Here is a 19,521-nt window from a genome sequence, read left to right as displayed (position 1 = left end):
ACCTTTCGTTAATCAACCTTTCGCACTAGATGATGGCGAAAAATAAAGCTGTTCAATAATACTAATATAATCAATTCTAGGTGCGTATCCAAGAGAAATCGGAAAAGCTGCTTCCTCTAACTCATCTTTGCGAATTGATTTTCTGCCGTTTTTTTCTTTTCTGTCCCAGAAATAAAACAGCTTATCGGCTTCCAAAAAATAAACTTGGTCGAAAGCGGATATAATAACAAAACAAATACCGTCTTGAGCCTTTACCTGCTTCATATGTTCGATTTGATGGTCATGGAAATTCTGCAGGGGGAAAGAGGTCTTGTTTTTCGTTTCTTTCGCCTCAAAATCAATATACCGCCCTTTGTAAATCCCGTTATAATCTGTTGTCGATGATTGTTTAAAGTAAGCTTCTTTAATCACTGCGGCGCTTCTTTTTGGATAATGGACATTTACAATTTGAACAGGTGTCGGCTTTTTGTGTATGATGGCAATTTGGTTTGTCAGATAATACTTATTCGTTTCGTTTAAGTCATCTTCGAGGGTCATTCCGCGATTACTGTAAGACGGGGCCCTTTTCTGACTGTTTTGGGATGAAACCGAATGTTTCGGATGAAACGTTTTTCCGTTAGGATACCGAATCACTTTCTCATCCTCCTTATTAAACTATTCATGACGGAAGTGAATGAACGTGAAAGAACAACAGACCATCAGAAAGCTTTTGAGCCGTATTGAGCGGCAGACAAAAGCAAAAAACGCAGATAACATTTCAAGAACGAACGCATATAAAGCATTTTATGACCGTCATCCGGAAATCAAATGGTCGCTCTTGGCATCTTTCGTTTCTCGCAATGCCGGCTGGTCAATGACTGACTTAAAAGGCAGTCTGTTTCAGCTAGGACTCCGTGAGAGACAGCAGAAGTGGTTCTTTTTAGCCTATGAAAGAGCGAACTGGCTTATTTTTTCGGATGCCTATCCGCAGCTTCTTTTGTACCACTGGTCAAAAAAAATCGGGAAACCGCTGTTCCATCATCTGCATATGTTTGGCGTCTCACAATTTATGACGGAAGAATGGGCCCGTTTTTGGCATGAGCGAAACACGGAGCGGCTGATGTATGCCCTCATTATAAATGAACAAAACACTATCCAAACACCTATTATACAAAATCCTTCGTTTAAAAAGAACGTTTTTGACACGATTCCTTTTTATTTAAGTGATTGGTTTCATTTTAATACCGTTATTTTTCCTGCTGCAGACGGGGTTCTTTACGGCATTTCAGTGAAACGTTTTTCAAAGACTGAAGAAAGGATAAGGCTGGGAAAGCAGCTGTCTCAATTGCTGTTCAGCCCAGAATTGTTCGCTTCTTTTTATCACTTTTTGCACTCAGTGCCGCACACAGGCTCCCGTTTTGATATGGAAAAAATGATCGGAATCACAAAAAGAACATCTCCTATGCTAAGGACATGCTACCCTGAGTTAATCCACTCATTAGACGGAAAGAAAACGGATTGGTTTCATAGAAAGATAAAGAAAGCGTTGTTTAGGCGTGAAGAATTGCCGAAGCAGATTGAATTGACAGACTGGTATTTACATAAAAAACGCCAGCTTCATGCGCTTTTTGCGGTGGAGCATTGGCTGAAAAAATAAAGAAGCAAGGAAATTCCTTGCTTCTTACGTAGAAGGACGGTTCGGGCCGCCTAGTTTTTTATCTAAAGAATCGATTGCTTTTGATTCAGACTTTTTTTGCTGGCCGGCTTTTTTCGGTCTTGTTTTCATACGGCACCTCCTCATAAATATCGTTTGCATTAAAGGGGAGGATCATACAATGTTTGCGGTGTTTTTGTCGAAAACTTCAGCTTTTCGTGGAATACCTGTTTGTTTGGCGATTTGCTTCTAGTTTTGTCATGAGGAAGGAAAGAGCCTGAAGAGCAAAGAATGTTAACCGGGAGAGACAAGGAAAGGGAGGTACACGAATGTCCGGTTACGTAAGCAAGACAGATATTCTCCGTATGCTTTCTGATATAGAAGACGAATTAACCCGAGCTGAGCAGAGCTTGAATCATTCTTTAAACGCATTTGAGGCTGATCTGCGGGAAACGGAAAGCGAGCGCCTGAGTGTGCTGGAAGATGAGATTATGGACCTTCATATTTGTATAAATGAGCTGTATCAATCACCTGAACACAGGTATGCATTTGAAAAGGTATACCGCATCGGCTGAATTTGCGAGCGAAATTTGGTACGATATGCATTGAGGTGAAAGATATTGCAATCACAAACATTGCTTGAAATGACCGAGCAAATGATTGAAGCTGCTGAAAAAGGCGCTGATCGATACCAGGAAGGAAAAAACAGTGATCATTCTTATGATTTTTTTGAGACGATAAAGCCAGCAGTTGAAGAGAATGATGATCTGGCGGCTCGATGGGCGAAAGGAGCGCTTGAATTGATAGAAGCCCGCCGCCCGAAATATGTGCATAGAGAGCAAATCGAGACCGTAAAGGATAATTTCCTGGAATTGGTCCTTCAATCATATGTTCATCATATTCATAAAAAACGTTTCAAGGACATCACTGAGTCAGTCCTTTATACATTGCACGCGGTAAAGGATGAAATGGCAAGAGAAGACAGCCGATAAAGGCTGTCTTCTTTTCAAATTGTTATAGGGGGGCCTGACATTAATTCAGCTCATATGCCGGGCTTTCTGCTCCATTTGCTTCGAGAACCTTCATACTGTTACGAAACTCAGTTGTGTTAAGATGTCCTTGAATATAGAGGAACTTGGCAAAGTCCATCAGTTTATTCATACAGTCTGTTTCATATTTCTTCATTTCTGCAAAACGTTTGCTTAAGTATGATACGTTCATTATGGTGCATCCCCTCTCATCTGTATTGAAAATATGGTACCATAATGATTCGACTTTTTTCTGTTTTTAAAAAATTTAAACTTTCGACACAATTTGACAAACGCGAATCAGGACCTGTGACACAAACGGTAGACTTCATTCATACATATATAGAAGAGAAACATGTTGAGTTTAGGGGGAATCGCAATGAACAGGAGTTCTCAAAGCTATCCTCGGCAAATGGGCTATTATTATCCTCAGCAAATGCAAGGATATGATCAGCAGGCTTCACCTATGCAATACTACCCGCAGCCTCATTATGGGCAGCAGGATTATTATCAGCCGTATGTCCCGATCCAGTCGATGCCTATGCAGCCGCCTGTATTTTCCAACCCTTATCCAATCCCAAGGCCTAATCAGCAGCAGCCCTCACAACTTCAAAGCATTATGTCGCAATTCAAAAAAGCCAACGGGCAAATTGATTTTAATAAAATGATGGATACGACAGGTCAAGTGATGAGTGCGATGAATCAGGTCGGATCTTTAATAAAGGGATTTACCAGCTTTTTTAAATGATAGAAGCATGAATGAATTGATCATTCATGCTTATGTTTTGGAAAGAAAAGTGTCATTGTCTGCTCATTCCAAGATGTTTCCATATCTTCTTGGCGCACTTCATAAGGCAGCTGGACCGTTCTTGTCATGCTTGTAAAACTGGCCTCATGTTGCTGTTTCTGTTTTTCTTGAAGTGTTACATGCAGATATCTGGACGCAATATCAACGACGATATCGCCATCTCGAAATGTCGCCGGAATGGTGATATCGACATACAGCCCGGTATCTCTTTCTCTGAGATCTACGGTCGTCTGCACATCCGTTAAACTCGAATTGATCAGGTTTTGAAATCCGCTTATAAGGTTGCCGAATGCTGAGGATTGAAAAAGCTGGTCCATTGCCTCTGAGATGATTTCTTCTTTCTTTTGCAGTTCGTTCTTTTTCTCATCATAGAATGCCACATTTGCCACCGCCTTTTTTAACCAGAGTATGCGTCTATGCCAGATGTTGTTATAAATTGAAGCAAATTTGAAAGTGTGGTTAAATAGTGGTGAATGAAGGGATAACGGTTGTAGTGAATGAGAAGGGAGAAAACACATTGCTGAAAAAATTATTCGGAATGGGCAAAACTCAGGAAAAAGTGACAGAAGAGGTTATTTATTCTCCGGCAGACGGTACGGTAATGGACCTGGCAGATGTGCCGGACCCTGTTTTTTCACAGAAAATGATGGGGGAAGGAATAGCGGTGGAACCCTCAAACGGTGAAATCGTTTCACCTGCTGAAGGTGAAGTGATTCAGATTTTCCACACCAAACACGCAGTTGGCATTCGGACACGCTCCGGAATTGAACTGTTAATTCATGTTGGGCTGGAAACGGTCAATATGAACGGAGAAGGGTTTACTGCACACATTAAAGAAGGGGACAAGGTGAAGGTCGGTGACCCGCTGATTACGTGTGATTTGGAGTTAATAAAAGAAAAAGCGAGCAGCACAGTCATCCCAATCGTTATTATGAATGGTGAAGCTGTAGGATCTATCGTGCCGGCAGGCGAAAAGGCGGCACGCAAAGGCGAAACAATGCTCCTCACAATAAAAGCGAAATAAGCAGGGCGTATGCCTTGCTTTTTTTGTTCGACTGTATAAAATTTGCACCTAGCCATGCAAACAAATATTCGGTAAACTGTACTTGACAAAGAGGTGTAAAGAATGAAAAAGAAATCACTGACTGAGCTCATTTCTGAGTTAAAAGGAAATGAAAACGTTGTGAATTGGCATGAAATAGAGCCTCGTCAAGCAAGAACAAGGCGGATGCCTGAAAGTATAGACGAGAGAATAAAAGCAGCCCTATCGAAAAGGGGCATTGATAAACTATATACCCACCAATACTCCGCTTTTCATTATGTGCAAAATGGAGAAAGCATCGTTACCGTAACGCCAACCGCATCGGGAAAAACGTTATGCTATAACCTCCCAGTCCTGCAGTCCATCGCCCAAGACGAAACAAACCGGGCGCTATATTTATTTCCGACTAAAGCGCTGGCACAAGATCAAAAGAGCGAGCTGAATGAAATCATTGATGAAATGGGCATTGATATTAAAAGCTTTACATATGACGGAGATACGTCTCCTGCAATCAGGCAAAAGGTGAGAAAAGCAGGTCATATTGTCATTACAAACCCCGATATGCTGCATTCTGCCATTCTTCCGCATCATACGAAATGGGTCAGTTTGTTTGAGAATCTTAAGTATATCGTCATCGATGAGCTTCATACGTATCGAGGTGTGTTCGGGAGCCATGTGGCGAATGTGATCCGGCGGCTGAAGCGGATCTGCCGGTTTTATGGAAGTGATCCGGTATTTATTTGTACTTCCGCAACGATTGCCAACCCGAAGGAATTGGGGGAGCAGCTGACAGGCAAACCGATGCGGCTGGTCGATGACAATGGTGCCCCGAGCGGACGGAAGCACTTCGTGTTTTATAATCCGCCAATTGTGAACAAACCGCTGAATATTAGAAAGAGCGCAACAGCAGAAGTGAATGAATTGGCGAAAGAGTTCCTTAAAAACAAAGTCCAGACTATTGTTTTTGCCAGAAGCAGGGTCCGGGTGGAAATTATTTTAAGCCATATTCAGAAGCTTGTGAAAAAAGAAATTGGAAGAAAGTCAATCAGAGGTTATCGGGGAGGCTATCTTCCGAAAGAGCGAAGAGAAATCGAAAGAGGTCTGAGAGAAGGCGAGATTTTAGGAGTGGTCAGTACGAATGCCTTAGAGCTTGGTGTTGATATCGGCCAGCTGCAAGTGTGCGTGATGACGGGTTATCCCGGAAGTGTGGCAAGTGCTTGGCAGCAGGCGGGACGAGCCGGCAGAAGACACGGTGAGTCTTTGATTATCATGGTCGCCAATTCAACGCCGATCGATCAATATATTGTGCGCCATCCTGAATACTTTTTTAACCGTTCACCGGAATCTGCAAGAATCAATCCGGAGAATTTGATTATTTTAGTAGACCACTTAAAGTGTGCGGCTTATGAGCTTCCTTTTAGAGATGATGAAGAGTTTGGGCCCATGGATGTAAGTGATATTCTTGAGTATCTTCAGGAAGAGGCTGTTCTTCACCGCAACGGCGATCGGTATCATTGGGCAAGTGAGTCGTTCCCTGCTTCAAACATCAGTTTGCGTTCTGCATCACAAGAAAATGTCGTCATAGTTGATCAGTCGGATATTGCTAATGTAAGGATTATCGGTGAAATGGATCGTTTTAGTGCGATGACGCTTTTGCATGATGAAGCGATTTATTTGCACGAAGGCATTCAGTATCAAGTAGAGAAGCTTGATTGGGACCATAAAAAGGCTTATGTCAGAAAAGTTGATGTCGAATACTATACGGATGCAAATCTGGCAGTTCAGCTGAAGGTATTAGAAATCGATAAAACGAAAGAAAAAAGCCGTACGTCATTGCACTACGGAGACGTCACTGTCAATGCCCTGCCGACCATATTCAAAAAAATAAAAATGACCACTTTTGAAAATATTGGGTCTGGACCTATTCATTTGCCGGAAGAAGAACTGCATACAAGTGCAGCTTGGCTCGAAATGAAAACAGCAGACGCAGACATCGGGGAAAAGACGCTGGAACAGCTGCTTTTTGGCATTTCAAATGTGCTGCAGCATATTGTCCCTGTGTATATTATGTGTGACAGAAACGATGTTCATGTCGTTTCTCAAATCAAGGCCGCCCATACGGGATTGCCTACGATCTTTTTATACGATCATTATCCGGGCGGTATCGGTTTGGCTGAGGAAGTCTACAAACGTTTTTCGGACATCAAAGAAGCGGCGAAACAGCTCATTAAACGATGTCCTTGTCATGACGGCTGTCCGTCTTGTATAGGTACCGAAATAGAAGGGATAAAAGCAAAAGAAAGAATTTTGCAGCTGTTGGATCAAATGTCGTAAGGAGGGAGGTCAGATATGTCATTAAAAGGGAAACTCCAGCGGATGAAAAAGCATATGGTGCTCGACGAAGGAGAACATAAGATAGAAGCAGGCAAACAAGAAAACCACTTTGTTCAAAAACATGCTGACATCCCGTTTCTAGAGGAGTGGGAGGCTTTTGGCATGAGGCCTTTTTTCTTCGAAGATGAATACTGCCTCATCAGAGAAGTGGAATATCCGCTTTCTCACCGTCACGGATTATACAGTTTTTCTGAACTTGATGAAGTAATCAAACTGTGGAATCAAAGCAGCCTGTCGCATACGTTGTCAGCAAAAGGGTATAAGAAAAACAGTCTCTTTTTCTTTGATACAGAAACAACCGGTCTTGGAGGCGGAGCCGGCAACGCCATTTTTTTGCTTGGCCATGCGAGAGTATATGAAGACCGAGTGACAGTCAAACAGCATCTTTTGCCCAAACCGGGGAATGAAGTCGCTTTATATCAAAGCTTTTTAAGCGAGGTTGACATTACATCACTTGTGACCTACAACGGAAAAGCCTTTGATTGGCCGCAGGTGAAAACAAGACACACCTTGATCCGTGACAGACTTCCGAAGCTTCCGGAGTTCGGCCACTTTGACCTTTTGCATGGAGCCAGACGCCTGTGGAAACATAAAATGGACCGTGTTTCACTTGGCACTGTAGAAAAAGAGGAGCTCGGCATCCGCAGACAAGAAGATACACCGGGCTACTTGGCGCCAATGCTTTACTTTCATTTTATCAAGGCGCAAGAGCCTGACCTTCTAAAAGGTGTCCTGCATCATAATGAAATGGATGTGCTATCGCTCATTTCATTGTACATTCATATGTCTAAAAAAATTCTTTCAGAATCACATGCGCCCAAAGAGCACAGTGAAGCTTATGCAATGGCGAAATGGTTTATGGCCCATAAAGAAACGGATCAGGCGGTCAAACAGCTTGAAGCGCTTAAAGAAAAGTCGTTTGAGGATCAAGATAGAGCGATGCTCGATTTATCGCTCCTGTACAAAAAACAAAACCGGCCGGCAGAAGCAGTGGCGCTTTGGGAAAAGCTGTCCCGCTCCCAAAACGAGAAGTGCAGATACGCTGCTGTGATAGAGCTCGCGAAATTTTTAGAGCATAAGAAAAAAGCGTTCGGGAAAGCATTGCATATAACAGAACAATTACTTAGCGATGCGGCATTTTTATCAGAAAAAGAAACAGAAAAACTGCATGTGAGAATCGCCCGGCTGAAGAGGAAATATTCCTCTTAAATATTCCCCGGGAAAGCGCAAAAGACGACTTGTTTCGCCATGAATTTTTTTGCTGAATTCACGTTGATTTTGTTGTAGAATGGCGGCGAATCCTGTAAAATGACGTTAGTTATTTTTAAAGGGAGAGTTGGTATGTATAAGGGTGTTTTTTACTTGTTCTTTGTTGTGGTATTTTTGATTGCTTTTGTGTTTTCAAACTTTAAAGACAGCTTACTTGTACACTTTTAAAATAGGTCTTTGCATCAGAACATGTACCCCTCATTTTTCATAGCTTAGTATTGTAATAAAGTTTATGGAAAGGGGATTTTATCATGCATCACTGCAGACCGCATATGATGGCTCCAATTGTCCATCCTACTCATTGCTGTGAACACCATACGTTTTCGAAGACTATCGTGCCGCATATTCACCCACAGCATACAACAAACGTAAACCACCAGCATTTTCAGCACGTTCACTACTTTCCACACACTTTCTCAAATGTTGATCCCGCAACGCATCAGCATTTTCAAGCAGGAAGACCTTGCTGCGACTAGTATGGAAACGTGCAGCTTGATGGTGTAAACAAACAGCACATCAAAATGGGGCCCAATGTGAGCCCCATTTTTTAAAGCAGGTGAAGTAATGAAAGTATTGGCGGTAACAGGATACAAGCCATTTGAACTCGGGATTTTCAAACAGGATGATAAGGCGCTTTATTACATAAAAAAAGCGATCAAAAACCGGTTAATCGGATTTCTGGATGAGGGCTTAGAATGGATTTTAATATCGGGCCAGCTTGGAGCGGAACTGTGGGCTGCTGAAGCCGCATATGATCTGCAGGAGGAATACCCCGACTTAAAGGTAGCTGTGATCACACCTTTTTACGAGCAGGAAAAGAACTGGAAAGATCCTAATAAAGAGCAATATGAAGCGGTTCTTGCACAGGCTGATTTTGAAGAAAGCCTGACACACAGGCCGTATGAAAGCCCGCTTCAGTTTAAACAAAAAAATCAGTTCTTCATTGACAAATCAGACGCGCTGATGCTTTTATATGATCCTGAGAGGGAAGGATCTCCAAAGTACATGCTTGAAACGGCTGAAAAGAGACGCCAACGCGATGGCTATCCCATTTACTTTATTACAATGGATGACTTGAGAGTGACAGTAGAGGAAGACAACTACTCATAGCAATAAGAGAAATTTGACAACCGTACAGATTTCTGAAAAAATATATGTGATGATTCACGATACGAGGTGAAAAAGATGCTTGCTGATAAAGTAAAGCTTTCTGCGAAAGAAATTTTGGAAAAAGAATTTAAAACAGGCGTTAGAGGCTACAAGCAAGAAGACGTTGACAAATTCTTAGATATGATTATTAAGGATTATGAAACCTTCCATCAAGAAATCGAAGAACTGCAGCAGGAAAACCTGCAGCTGAAAAAACAGCTTGAAGAAGCCAGCAAAAAACAGCCTGTGCAATCTAACACAACGAACTTTGATATTTTAAAACGGCTGTCCAACTTAGAAAAACACGTTTTTGGCAGCAAGCTTTATGATTGATCGCGCTTGAAAAAAATGGCGCTTGTAAATTGCAATCAGTTGTTATATAATAATTCATGTTCTTAACGTTCGGGTAATCGCTGCAGATCTTGAATCTGTAGAGGAAAGTCCATGCTCGCACGGTGCTGAGATGCCCGTAGTGTTCGTGCCTAGCGAAGTCATAAGCTAGGGCAGCCTTTTAGAGGCTGACGGCAGGAAAAAAGCCTACGTCCTTTGGATATGGCTGAGTATCCTTGAAAGTGCCACAGTGACGAAGTCTCACTAGAAATGGTGAGAGTGGAACGCGGTAAACCCCTCGAGCGAGAAACCCAAATTTTGGTAGGGGAACCTTCTTAACGGAATTCAACGGAGAGAAGGACAGAATGCTTTCTGTAGATAGATGATTGCCGCCCGAGTACGAGGTGATGAGCCGTTTGCAGTACGACGGAACAAAACATGGCTTACAGAACGTTAGACCACTTACATTTAAAATGATGAAAACAAGCTCTCCCGTATAAGGAGAGCTTTTATCTTGAAAAGAGAAAAGTTTTAAAAGACAGGGTGATACGATGACGAAGTATACACTAATTGCAACGGCGCCGATGGGCATTGAAGCTGTTGTTGCAAAGGAAGTACGAGATTTAGGGTACGAATGCAAAGTTGATAACGGAAAAGTTATTTTTGAAGGTGATGCGCTTGCCATTTGCCGTGCAAACCTTTGGCTTAGAACAGCCGACCGCATAAAGGTACAGGTTGCTTCTTTTAAAGCGAAAACGTTTGATGAACTGTTTGAAAAAACGAAAGCGATTAACTGGCGCTCATTTATACCCGAAAACGGGAAGTTCCCTGTCATTGGGAAATCGGTGAAATCAACACTTGCAAGCGTTCCTGACTGTCAGCGAATCGTCAAAAAAGCAATTGTCGAAAAGCTTAAGCTCCAGTCCGGCAAAGCCAATGACTGGATTGAAGAAACAGGTGCCGAGTATAAGGTGGAGATTTCTTTATTGAAAGATCAGGCCGTTATTATGCTGGATTCGTCAGGGACAGGCCTTCACAAACGCGGATATCGTATCGATCAGGGCGGCGCGCCAATTAAAGAAACACTTGCTGCCGCTTTAGTGCAATTAACCAATTGGACCCCAGACCGTCCATTTGTCGATCCTTTTTGCGGTTCCGGAACAATCGCGATTGAAGCCGCGCTGATCGGGCAAAACATCGCTCCGGGATTTAACCGCGATTTTGTCTCAGAGAATTGGGAATGGATCGGCAAAGAGCTGTGGGATAAAGCGCGGCTTGAAGTCGAAGAAAAGGCAAACTATGACCAGCCGCTTACGATTTTCGCAAGCGATATAGACCACCGCATGGTTCAAATCGCAAAAGAAAATGCAGAAGAAGCGGGCTTGGGGGATTTAATCCAATTTAAGCAGATGCAGGTCAAAGACTTCACGACAAATTTGGAGTTTGGCGTGATTGTCGGCAACCCGCCTTACGGAGAGCGACTCGGCGAGAAAAAAGCCGTTGAGCAGATGTATAAAGAAATGGGACAGGCGTTTGAACCGCTTGATACTTGGTCTGTGTATATGCTGACATCAAATGAGAATTTTGAGGAAGCATACGGCAGAAAAGCGACGAAGAAACGAAAGCTCTTTAACGGATTTATTAAAACGGATTATTATCAATACTGGTCTAAAGTTAGACCGCAGCGCAAGAATACAGAAAACGCATAAAAAGAAGACGCTATGCATGCGTCTTCTTTCATCTTTCAGCCATATTCTATCGTTACCAACGGTGCGCTTTCGCGTTGCTTCTCAATATAATGTTGGTTTGGGACATTTCAGTGTGACCGTTTACTTGAGACTTAGAACGTTTAGGCCGTGTCCAATTGTGATGAAACAGTTCAGAATGCTGATCTAATCGATTTCTATAACTCATGTCAACATCACTCCCTGATAGAATATTGTTGATAAGACGGATAATCCGGTTAGGAATATCAAATGTAGTTTGTACATGTTTCGGTGAAAACATGCGGAAAGCATGTATATATAATGAAAAGTTCGCATACAATGATGATTATTTCCATCAGAGGTGATCTCATGCTGAACAGCGAACATTTTAATCTGATTCAAAGGGCGCTTGACGCAACAGCAAGCGAGCTGAAGGAGCTCGGGGCTGATTCGTCTCCGTCTGTGATGTCGCATGCGCAAAATGATTTAGAAAAAGCGGTGGAACATATTTATTCAACAGACCATCCTTTTTTATCGTCGCATGTGATCAATCGAAAGTAAGCTGCAAAAAACTTGGCATTGCCAAGTTTTTTTATTGTATTCATCAGCGGGAAATGATATTATTGGTGGTCTGAATGTCGAATAGTTGGGGGTTGAAACTAGGTGACAACATCACGTTTGCCTTTTTCTTTAACGAAAACAAAGAATTTTTATGAAGAATTGAATAATTGGATTGGTGACGTGTTTTACGATATCCTTCCCGAAAAAGGGTTTGATCTTCGGGATGAACAAGTATTTATGGCTTTTCAGCTGGAGCGGGCGTTTAAAGAGAAAAAAGTCATGTTTGCCGAAGCAGGAGTGGGAACAGGGAAAACGCTCGTTTATCTTCTTTTCGCGATCAGCTATGCAAGATATGTCGGTAAACCCGCCATTATCGCTTGTGCTGATGAAACATTAATCGAACAGCTAGTGAAAAAAGAGGGCGATATTTCAAAGCTCGCTGAGCATTTGGATCTGAAAATAGATACAAGGCTGTCGAAGTCACATGAGCAATATTTATGCTTGAAGAAGCTTGAAAAAACAATGCAGCGGTCTGATGATGATAAATGGCTGGATCTTTATGAATCGTTACCGTCGTTTGTCCATGAATCACAGGCGATGCAGCGCTTTTATCCGTATGGCGACCGCAAGCAGTACGCAAATCTATCGAATGAAGAATGGTCTGACGTAAGCTACGATTCGTTTCAGGATTGTCTGACTTGTGATATGAGACACAGATGCGGTTTGACGCTTTCCAGAGATTACTACCGCAAGTCAACGGACCTGATCATTTGTTCCCATGATTTTTATATGGAGCATGTGTGGACGGAAGAATCACGCAAACGAGAGGGCCAACTGCCGCTCTTGCCTGATCATAGCGCGGTTGTATTTGACGAAGGACATTTGTTAGAGTTTGCCGCGCAAAAAGCGCTAACCTACAGAGTGAAGCAGTCCACTCTTGAATTGTTTTTAGAACGTTTGCTGCAAAATGACATTAGAGAAGAGTTTGCAGAACTGATTGAAGACGCGCTTGCTGCAAACGACGAATTTTTCTATGTTCTTTCTGAAGAATCAAAAGAAGTAGCCGGTTCACATCGTTTAGAAATAAAAAATGACCAGCGTGTCAAAAAGGCGGCGGACGAGCTTTGCCGTTTACTTGATAAAATCGGTGAAGCGCTTGTATTCGAGTCTGAGATGTACACGATTGATCAGTACGAGCTGTCAGTTGTGGAAGAATATGTAGAACAAATGGCGTATTCATTATCTCTGTATCAAAAGGATGCGATCAGCTGGCTGGAGCAAAAGGAAACGGAATCAACCTTTGTTGTGATGCCGAGAACAGTGGCGGAAGTGCTTGGCGAAAAAGTGTTCTCTAAGAAAATTCCTTATATCTTCTCTTCTGCTACGCTGTCAGAAGGCGGTTCGTTTGCTTATATTGCCGACAGTCTCGGGATTCGTGATTATTTGTCATTAACCGTTGATTCTCCTTATGATTATGACGAGCAGATGACCGTTAATCTATATGCAAAAACAGAGATGACAGCTGAACAAAAAACAGCTGAAACAATTGAAACAATCAAGCGTTATAAAGGCAGAACGCTGGTGCTTTTCCCTTCTTTTGAGGAACTAAACGAGTTTAAACAGCTGTCGGCGGCCTGGGAGCTGCCGTATCCGATTTATTTTGAAGGTGATGAAGAAATCAGCAGCTTAGTGGAGAAATTCCAAGAGGAAGAGGAAACAGTACTTTGTTCGGTTCACTTATGGGAAGGACTCGATATTCCTGGTGACGCATTGAAGAATGTTACCATTTGGTCTCTGCCGTTCCCGCCTCATGATCCTGTATTTACAGCAAAACGCAACGGGGCGAAAAAAGATCCGTTTGAAGAAGTGGATCTGCCATATATGTTATTGCGCGTACGGCAGGGCATCGGGCGTCTGATTCGTTCGAATCAAGACAGCGGCTCAATTCACATTTACGCTGGCGGAGAAAATGCACGCATCATTGATGAAGTCAAAAAGGTCTTGCCTGTTGAACCTCAAATGATGTAATGGAAAAAAGCTGACGATCAAGTTCGTCAGCTTTTTTATTTGTCAGCGGGATAGCCAGCCGCCATCAACTGCTAAAATATGTCCGTTTACATAATCTGAAGCACGTGATGCTAAAAAGACTGCAGTCCCGCCAATATCATCCGCTTTGCCCCAGCGGCCGGCAGGAATTCTCTTTAATATGTCTTCATTTCGCTTTTCATCATCCCGAATAGGCTTTGTATTCGCCGTAGAAATATAGCCCGGGGCAATTGCGTTGACCTGAACACCGGACGCTGCCCACTCATTTGCAAATGATTTTGTCAAACCGGCAACAGCGTGTTTGCTCGCGGTGTAAGCCGGAACGAGGATCCCGCCTTGAAAAGACAGGAGGGAGGCGATATTAATAATCTTTCCATAACCTCTTTTCAACATCTGTCTGCCTGCCAGCTGTGTCAGAATAAACAAGCTGTTTAGATTGACATTCAGTACGTGCTGCCAATTTTCTTCTGGGAAATGCTCTGCTTTTTCCCGGTGAATAATGCCGGCATTATTGACAAGGATATCAATCTGCCTGTTTTCGAACAGCTCAGCTGCAGCATCCTTTATCATTTCCGGCTTGCTCAAGTCCAATGTAAAAGACGTAAATGCCCGGCCTTCCTGTTCCACAAGCTGCTGTGTTTCAGACAGACTGCTTGTATGCGATGTGCCGATAATATCAGCGCCAGCCCCGGCCAGCGCTTTGGCAATTCCTTGGCCTATCCCTGTTCCAGGGCCTGTCACCAGCGCTGTTTTTCCTTCTAATGAAAAGGCCTCATGTAGATAACTCATCTTACTTCAGCCCATCCAACGGAACGACATCCATGTCCGTAAATGTGTAGTTTTCTCCAGCCATCGCCCATACAAAGCTGTAGTTTGATGTTCCTGCGCCGGAGTGAATAGACCAGGCAGGTGAAAGGACAGCTTGCTCATTTCCGACAACAAGGTGGCGTGTTTCGTCCGGCTGGCCCATGAAGTGAAACACCTTCGAATCCTTCTCAAGATCAAGGTAAAGATAAGCCTCCATCCGGCGGTCATGAACGTGTGCCGGCATGGTGTTCCAGTTGTTGTTTTGATCTAACATTGTAATTCCCATCATAAGCTGACAGCTTTTGATGCCATCTTGATGAATGACTTTGTATAGGCTTCTGACATTAGATGCTGCCTCATCGCCAAGGCGGTCCGGTGTCAGTTCAGACAAAGCGGCTTTTTGTGTCGGGTAGCTTTGATGGGCACAAGCGGAGATGAAATAAAACTTAGCTTTTTCTCCGTTCAGGCTTGTAAATGCTACATCCTGATTGCCCATTCCGATATAGAGAAAATCCTTTGTTTCAAGTACATATTCGTCATCGCCAACCCTGACCGCGCCAGGCTGGCCTACATTAATAATTCCGATTTCACGCCGTTCGAGGAAAAAATCTGTTTTAAGGAAATCCCCGGCATCAAGTTTCAGTTCACTTTGCCCGGGAGCGGCACCGCCGATGACAACCCGGTCTTCATGTGAGTAATACATCGTGAGTTTATTTTCCGTAAATAAAGAATCCATTAAGAAATGACTGCGAAGCTCCTCGGTTGTAAAGCGTTTGGCTTGTTCAGGGTGTACAGAATAACGATTTTCCATTATATTTCCCCCTTGTTAGGATTTCGGCATCACTTGAATGAAAATATTTTGGTAACGGTTTCAAAGAAAATTTTAGGATAAATAGTGAAAAGAGTCAACGGAAAAAATTGTGAATAAGCACATTATTAAAAAAACCCTTTCCAAATTTTAAAAATATGGTATTCTTTTGTTGTAACGGTTTTGAAATCGGTTTCAAATATATGAGATACAGGAGCACTTGAATGAAAAAGAAAACAACAGGCCATTCGACCATCCAAGACGTAGCTGAATGTGCAGGAGTTTCGAAATCAACAGTTTCCCGCTATATCAACGGAAAAATAGATGCGATTTCTCCTGAAAAAGTGAAAAACATCAAAAAGGCAATCGCAGAATTGAATTATCGGCCAAGTAAAATGGCGCAAGGTTTGAAAATAAAAAAAAGCAAATTAATCGGATTTGTTGTAGCTGATATTACAAATCCTTTTTCGGTCGCGGCTTTTAGAGGAGTAGAAGAGGTTTGTGATCAATATGGCTACAGCATTATGGTGTGCAACACAGATAACAGTCCAGAAAAAGAGAGAGAAATGCTCTTAAAGCTTGAAGCACATTCGGTTGAGGGGCTGATTTTAAACGCAACCGGAGAAAACAAGGATGTACTGCACGCCTTTACAGAACAGCACATTCCAACGATATTAATTGACCGAAAACTTCCAGACCTGAAACTGGATACGGTAACGACCGACAACAGAAGAATCACAAAAGAGATTCTTCAGAAGATTTACAGCAAAGGGTACACTGATGTCGCGCTGTTTACAGAACCGGTTTCATCTATCAGCCCTCGTGCAGAAAGAGCAGCCGTGTATCAGGAAATGGCTGCGGCTCAAAATGTGAACGGGCTTGTCAGAATGTATGAAATTGACGTGAAAAACAAGGAGCAGATTAAGGCGGCGCTTCGTTCTTTTCACAAGGAGATGCCGGAGCAAAAAAAAGCGATTCTTGCCTTGAATGGTTTAATTATGCTGAAAATCATCAGCTGTATGGAAGAACTTGGCCTGCGCATCCCTCTAGATATCGGAATTGCAGGATTCGATGATACGGAATGGTATAAACTGATCGGTCCGGGCATTACAACGATCGCCCAGCCGTCACATGATATGGGCAGGACGGCGATGGAACGTGTATTAAAAAGGATTGAAGGTGACAAAGGAGCGCCTCAAACCATTGAATTAGAGGCTGAAGTCATCATGAGACAGTCACTTTAATCCTAGGTGCCCTCAACTAAGAGGAGGTTGGGAAGAGATGAAGCTTGATGCGGTGACATTCGGGGAATCGATGGCCATGTTTTACGCAAATGAGTACGGAGGCCTTCATGAAGTATCTACTTTTTCTAAAGGGCTGGCCGGAGCAGAAAGCAATGTCGCTTGCGGCCTGTCCAGACTCGGATTTCAGATGGGATGGATGAGCAAAGTCGGAGATGATCAGCTCGGAACATTTATTTTACAGGAGCTAAAAAAAGAGGGAGTGGATGTGTCCCGCGTGATCCGATCGCAGGATGGAAATCCCACCGGTCTTCTGCTGAAGTCAAAAGTGAAAGAAGGCGATCCGCAAGTTACCTACTACAGGAAAAACTCAGCTGCAAGCACATTAACTTCTGCTGAATATCCGAAAGATTATTTTCAATGCGCAGGCCATTTGCATGTGACAGGCATTCCGCCTGCATTATCAGCAGATATGAAAGACTTCACGTATCATGTCATGAACGACATGAGAAACGCCGGGAAGACCATTTCATTTGACCCCAATTTAAGACCTTCGCTTTGGCCTGATCAAGCAACAATGGTGCACACAATCAATGATCTGTCTGGGCTTGCAGATTGGTTTTTCCCGGGTATCGCAGAGGGCGAGTTATTGACCGGAGAAAAAACACCTGAAGGCATTGCCGACTATTATCTGAAAAAAGGGGTCAGCTTTGTCGCTATTAAACTCGGAAAAGAAGGCGCTTACTTTAAAACGAGGGAAAGTGAAGGATTTGCAGAAGGCTTCCGGGTCGATCGGGTGGTTGATACAGTCGGTGCCGGAGACGGATTTGCAGTCGGTGTGATCAGCGGCATCCTTGACGGTTTGCCGTACAAGGATGCGGTGCAAAGAGGAAATGCGATTGGCGCTTTGCAAGTTCAGGCACCGGGGGATATGGACGGACTGCCGACCAGGGAGAAATTAGCTGCGTATTTATCTGCTCAAAGAACGGTTTACCAAAAGAAAGGGGATTATTAATATGGAGTCCAAAATCGTTGAAAACCGTCTGAAAGAAGCGAGGCTGATTGCAGTCATTCGCTCAAAGGATAAACAGGAGGCCTGTCAGCAGATTGAGAGTTTACTTGATAAAGGGGTTCGTGCGGTTGAAGTGACTTATACGACGCCAGGAGCATCAGATATTATCGAGTCCTTCCGTAATAGAGAAGATGTCTTAATCGGTGCGGGCACGGTGATCACTGCGCAGCAAGCGGGAGAAGCTGCTGAGGCTGGTGCGCAGTTTATTGTCAGTCCGGGTTTTTCAGCAGACCTTGCTGAACATCTTTCTTTTTTGAAGACACATTATATCCCCGGCGTGTTGACTCCGAGCGAAATTATGGAAGCGCTGACAAGTGGTTTTACTACTTTAAAGCTGTTCCCAAGCGGTGTATTTGGCCTCCCGTTTATGAAAAATTTAGCCGGGCCTTTTCCGCAAGTAACCTTTATTCCCACAGGCGGGATACATCCGTCTGAAGTGCCGGATTGGCTCAAAGCTGGAGCTGGCGCCGTTGGTGTCGGAAGCCAGCTGGGCAGCTGTTCAAAAGAGGATTTGCAGGCTGTTTTCCAAGTGTAAGGTATTGTTTTTTCATAACCGGAGGATGGGAGAATCCACATATGAAAATCAAAGCGACAATTGAACGGGTACCTGGCGGAATGATGATTATTCCGCTGTTTCTGGGAGCGGCACTGAATACGTTTGCGCCTGGAACTGCGGAGTTCTTTGGAGGGTTTACGGGTGCTTTGATTAACGGAACGCTGCCGATATTGGGTGTTTTTATCTTTTGCGTAGGAGCGACGATTGATTTTCGTTCTTCAGGCTATATTGCAAGGAAAGGAATCACATTATTATTGGGAAAGGTCGGATTTGCAGCGCTGCTCGGTGTGATCGCAGCGCAATTTATACCTGATGAAGGCATACAATCCGGCTTTTTTGCAGGTCTTTCTGTTTTAGCAATTGTCGCGGTATTGAATGAAACGAACGGCGGCCTGTATTTGGCGCTCATGAACCATATGGGAAGAAAAGAGGATGCGGGCGCTTTCGCGTTTATCAGTACAGAATCAGGGCCTTTTATGACCATGGTGACGTTTGGTGTGACGGGACTTGCCGCATTCCCGTGGGAAACGCTGGCAGCGACAGTCATCCCGTTTTTGCTCGGCTGTATACTTGGAAATCTTGATCATGATCTCAGAGACTTATTCAGCAAGGTTGTGCCTGCGATCATCCCGTTTTTCGCCTTTTCGCTCGGCAACACCTTGAATTTTGGAATGCTGGTCCAATCAGGTCTGCTGGGCATATTTATCGGTGTTTCTGTCGTCATTTTATCCGGCAGCTCCTTGTTTTTGCTTGATCGTTTTGTCGCGCGCGGAGACGGTGTCGCCGGAGTGGCGGCTTCTTCTACGGCAGGAGCGGCTGTAGCCGTGCCATATGCCTTAGCGGAGGCAAATGCTTCGTTTGCGCCAGTTGCTGAATCAGCAACTGCAATCATAGCAACAAGCGTTATTGTCACCTCGCTGCTAACCCCGCTGGCAACAGTATGGGTGGATAAAAAAATCAATGAGAAAAAGCGGAAAACACCACCCCCAAAAAATCAAATGACGATCAACTGAACTAAGAAGGCTGCCGCCAAACAAACCGGCAGCCTCTTATACAAACAATTTGACTTTC

25 protein-coding genes and 1 other RNA gene are annotated in these 19,521 nt (G+C 43.5%); 19 read left to right on the top strand and 7 right to left on the bottom strand.

What is annotated here, in order from left to right:
- Positions 1-12 precede the first annotated feature (12 nt).
- Positions 13-633, bottom strand: a complete 621-nt coding sequence (gene recU, locus EFK13_RS11315; RefSeq protein WP_129505355.1) for a Holliday junction resolvase RecU — start codon at positions 631-633, stop codon at positions 13-15.
- Positions 634-673: 40 nt separating this feature from the next.
- Between recU and EFK13_RS11310 the strand changes: the two genes are divergently transcribed.
- Positions 674-1,636: a DUF2515 domain-containing protein gene (locus EFK13_RS11310; RefSeq protein ID WP_129505356.1), complete on the top strand. Its 963-nt coding sequence runs from the start codon at positions 674-676 to the stop codon at positions 1,634-1,636.
- 24 nt (positions 1,637-1,660) lie between these two features.
- On the opposite strand, the gene sspM is transcribed toward EFK13_RS11310, so the two are convergent.
- Entirely contained in the window at positions 1,661-1,765 is a 105-nt protein-coding gene (gene sspM, locus EFK13_RS11305) for an acid-soluble spore protein SspM (protein WP_024715286.1), read from the bottom strand.
- A 197-nt stretch (positions 1,766-1,962) separates the two neighbouring features.
- Between sspM and EFK13_RS11300 the strand changes: the two genes are divergently transcribed.
- Positions 1,963-2,208 carry a DUF5446 family protein gene (locus tag EFK13_RS11300; RefSeq protein ID WP_129505357.1) on the top strand — a complete coding sequence of 82 codons (246 nt, stop codon included), beginning with the start codon at positions 1,963-1,965 and terminating at the stop codon, positions 2,206-2,208.
- A 45-nt stretch (positions 2,209-2,253) separates the two neighbouring features.
- Complete coding sequence (locus EFK13_RS11295) at positions 2,254-2,625, top strand: YppE family protein (protein WP_129505358.1); 372 nt, start codon at positions 2,254-2,256, stop codon at positions 2,623-2,625.
- 40 nt (positions 2,626-2,665) lie between these two features.
- Here EFK13_RS11295 and EFK13_RS11290 read toward each other — a convergent pair whose 3' ends face one another.
- Entirely contained in the window at positions 2,666-2,854 is a 189-nt protein-coding gene (locus tag EFK13_RS11290; RefSeq protein WP_064813638.1) for a YppF family protein, read from the bottom strand.
- Positions 2,855-3,040: 186 nt separating this feature from the next.
- On the opposite strand from EFK13_RS11290, the gene EFK13_RS11285 reads away from it, so the two are divergent.
- Positions 3,041-3,409 carry a YppG family protein gene (locus EFK13_RS11285; RefSeq protein WP_129505359.1) on the top strand — a complete coding sequence of 123 codons (369 nt, stop codon included), beginning with the start codon at positions 3,041-3,043 and terminating at the stop codon, positions 3,407-3,409.
- Positions 3,410-3,429: 20 nt separating this feature from the next.
- Here the strand turns inward: EFK13_RS11285 and EFK13_RS11280 are convergent, their stop codons facing one another.
- Positions 3,430-3,849, bottom strand: coding sequence for an Hsp20/alpha crystallin family protein (locus EFK13_RS11280; RefSeq protein WP_129505360.1), 420 nt, complete (start codon positions 3,847-3,849; stop codon positions 3,430-3,432).
- Between the two features lie 137 nt (positions 3,850-3,986).
- Here EFK13_RS11280 and EFK13_RS11275 point away from each other — a divergent pair, with 137 nt between their 5' ends.
- The 9 genes from EFK13_RS11275 (at position 3,987) to EFK13_RS11235 (ending at position 11,362) form a co-directional block, all read left to right on the top strand.
- Entirely contained in the window at positions 3,987-4,493 is a 507-nt protein-coding gene (locus EFK13_RS11275) for a PTS sugar transporter subunit IIA (protein ID WP_129505361.1), read from the top strand.
- A 102-nt stretch (positions 4,494-4,595) separates the two neighbouring features.
- Positions 4,596-6,845, top strand: a complete 2,250-nt coding sequence (mrfA, locus tag EFK13_RS11270; protein ID WP_129505362.1) for an ATP-dependent helicase MrfA — start codon at positions 4,596-4,598, stop codon at positions 6,843-6,845.
- Positions 6,846-6,860: 15 nt separating this feature from the next.
- Positions 6,861-8,114: a ribonuclease H-like domain-containing protein gene (locus EFK13_RS11265; RefSeq protein WP_129505363.1), complete on the top strand. Its 1,254-nt coding sequence runs from the start codon at positions 6,861-6,863 to the stop codon at positions 8,112-8,114.
- A 99-nt stretch (positions 8,115-8,213) separates the two neighbouring features.
- On the top strand, positions 8,214-8,342 hold the full coding sequence (locus EFK13_RS11260) for a hypothetical protein (RefSeq protein ID WP_129505364.1): 129 nt from the start codon (positions 8,214-8,216) through the stop codon (positions 8,340-8,342).
- 83 nt (positions 8,343-8,425) lie between these two features.
- A complete protein-coding gene (gene cotD, locus EFK13_RS11255) occupies positions 8,426-8,650 on the top strand; it encodes a spore coat protein CotD (protein WP_129505365.1) in 225 nt (74 codons plus the stop codon).
- 88 nt (positions 8,651-8,738) lie between these two features.
- Entirely contained in the window at positions 8,739-9,284 is a 546-nt protein-coding gene (locus EFK13_RS11250) for an SLOG family protein (RefSeq protein WP_129505366.1), read from the top strand.
- 75 nt (positions 9,285-9,359) lie between these two features.
- Positions 9,360-9,656 (top strand): cell division regulator GpsB, encoded by a 297-nt coding sequence (gene gpsB / locus EFK13_RS11245; RefSeq protein WP_003225629.1) that lies wholly within the window; start codon positions 9,360-9,362, stop codon positions 9,654-9,656.
- Between the two features lie 65 nt (positions 9,657-9,721).
- Positions 9,722-10,104, top strand: an RNA gene (gene rnpB / locus EFK13_RS11240) — RNase P RNA component class B.
- A 100-nt stretch (positions 10,105-10,204) separates the two neighbouring features.
- A complete protein-coding gene (locus EFK13_RS11235; protein ID WP_129505367.1) occupies positions 10,205-11,362 on the top strand; it encodes a THUMP domain-containing class I SAM-dependent RNA methyltransferase in 1,158 nt (385 codons plus the stop codon).
- A gap of 52 nt (positions 11,363-11,414) precedes the next feature.
- On the opposite strand, the gene EFK13_RS11230 is transcribed toward EFK13_RS11235, so the two are convergent.
- Positions 11,415-11,567 (bottom strand): YpzG family protein, encoded by a 153-nt coding sequence (locus tag EFK13_RS11230; protein WP_010327933.1) that lies wholly within the window; start codon positions 11,565-11,567, stop codon positions 11,415-11,417.
- Positions 11,568-11,728: 161 nt separating this feature from the next.
- On the opposite strand from EFK13_RS11230, the gene EFK13_RS11225 reads away from it, so the two are divergent.
- Together EFK13_RS11225 and EFK13_RS11220 are read left to right on the top strand one after the other, a co-directional pair.
- On the top strand, positions 11,729-11,920 hold the full coding sequence (locus EFK13_RS11225) for a hypothetical protein (RefSeq protein ID WP_129505525.1): 192 nt from the start codon (positions 11,729-11,731) through the stop codon (positions 11,918-11,920).
- A 102-nt stretch (positions 11,921-12,022) separates the two neighbouring features.
- Positions 12,023-13,948, top strand: a complete 1,926-nt coding sequence (locus tag EFK13_RS11220) for an ATP-dependent DNA helicase (protein WP_129505368.1) — start codon at positions 12,023-12,025, stop codon at positions 13,946-13,948.
- Between the two features lie 42 nt (positions 13,949-13,990).
- Here EFK13_RS11220 and kduD read toward each other — a convergent pair whose 3' ends face one another.
- Both kduD and kduI read right to left on the bottom strand, forming a co-directional pair.
- Complete coding sequence (gene kduD / locus EFK13_RS11215; protein ID WP_129505369.1) at positions 13,991-14,755, bottom strand: 2-dehydro-3-deoxy-D-gluconate 5-dehydrogenase KduD; 765 nt, start codon at positions 14,753-14,755, stop codon at positions 13,991-13,993.
- A 1-nt stretch (position 14,756) separates the two neighbouring features.
- Positions 14,757-15,584, bottom strand: a complete 828-nt coding sequence (gene kduI / locus EFK13_RS11210; protein WP_129505370.1) for a 5-dehydro-4-deoxy-D-glucuronate isomerase — start codon at positions 15,582-15,584, stop codon at positions 14,757-14,759.
- A gap of 221 nt (positions 15,585-15,805) precedes the next feature.
- Between kduI and kdgR the strand changes: the two genes are divergently transcribed.
- From kdgR to kdgT, 4 genes are read left to right on the top strand one after another with little or no spacing between them, the layout of a single operon-like run.
- The gene (gene kdgR, locus EFK13_RS11205; protein WP_129505371.1) at positions 15,806-16,825 is read left to right on the top strand and encodes a pectin utilization transcriptional regulator KdgR; all 1,020 of its coding nucleotides are present in this window, start codon (positions 15,806-15,808) and stop codon (positions 16,823-16,825) included.
- A 37-nt stretch (positions 16,826-16,862) separates the two neighbouring features.
- Complete coding sequence (gene kdgK, locus EFK13_RS11200) at positions 16,863-17,837, top strand: 2-dehydro-3-deoxygluconokinase (protein ID WP_129505372.1); 975 nt, start codon at positions 16,863-16,865, stop codon at positions 17,835-17,837.
- A gap of 1 nt (position 17,838) precedes the next feature.
- Positions 17,839-18,429: a bifunctional 4-hydroxy-2-oxoglutarate aldolase/2-dehydro-3-deoxy-phosphogluconate aldolase gene (gene eda / locus EFK13_RS11195; RefSeq protein WP_129505373.1), complete on the top strand. Its 591-nt coding sequence runs from the start codon at positions 17,839-17,841 to the stop codon at positions 18,427-18,429.
- A 41-nt stretch (positions 18,430-18,470) separates the two neighbouring features.
- Positions 18,471-19,463, top strand: coding sequence for a 2-keto-3-deoxygluconate transporter (gene kdgT / locus EFK13_RS11190; RefSeq protein WP_129505374.1), 993 nt, complete (start codon positions 18,471-18,473; stop codon positions 19,461-19,463).
- Positions 19,464-19,521 lie beyond the last annotated feature (58 nt).

Source organism: Bacillus cabrialesii, from assembly GCF_004124315.2.
Classification (GTDB): domain Bacteria; phylum Bacillota; class Bacilli; order Bacillales; family Bacillaceae; genus Bacillus; species Bacillus cabrialesii.
The sequence above is the reverse complement of the archived record's forward strand: the minus strand, read 5'-3'. Positions and strand labels throughout refer to the sequence as shown.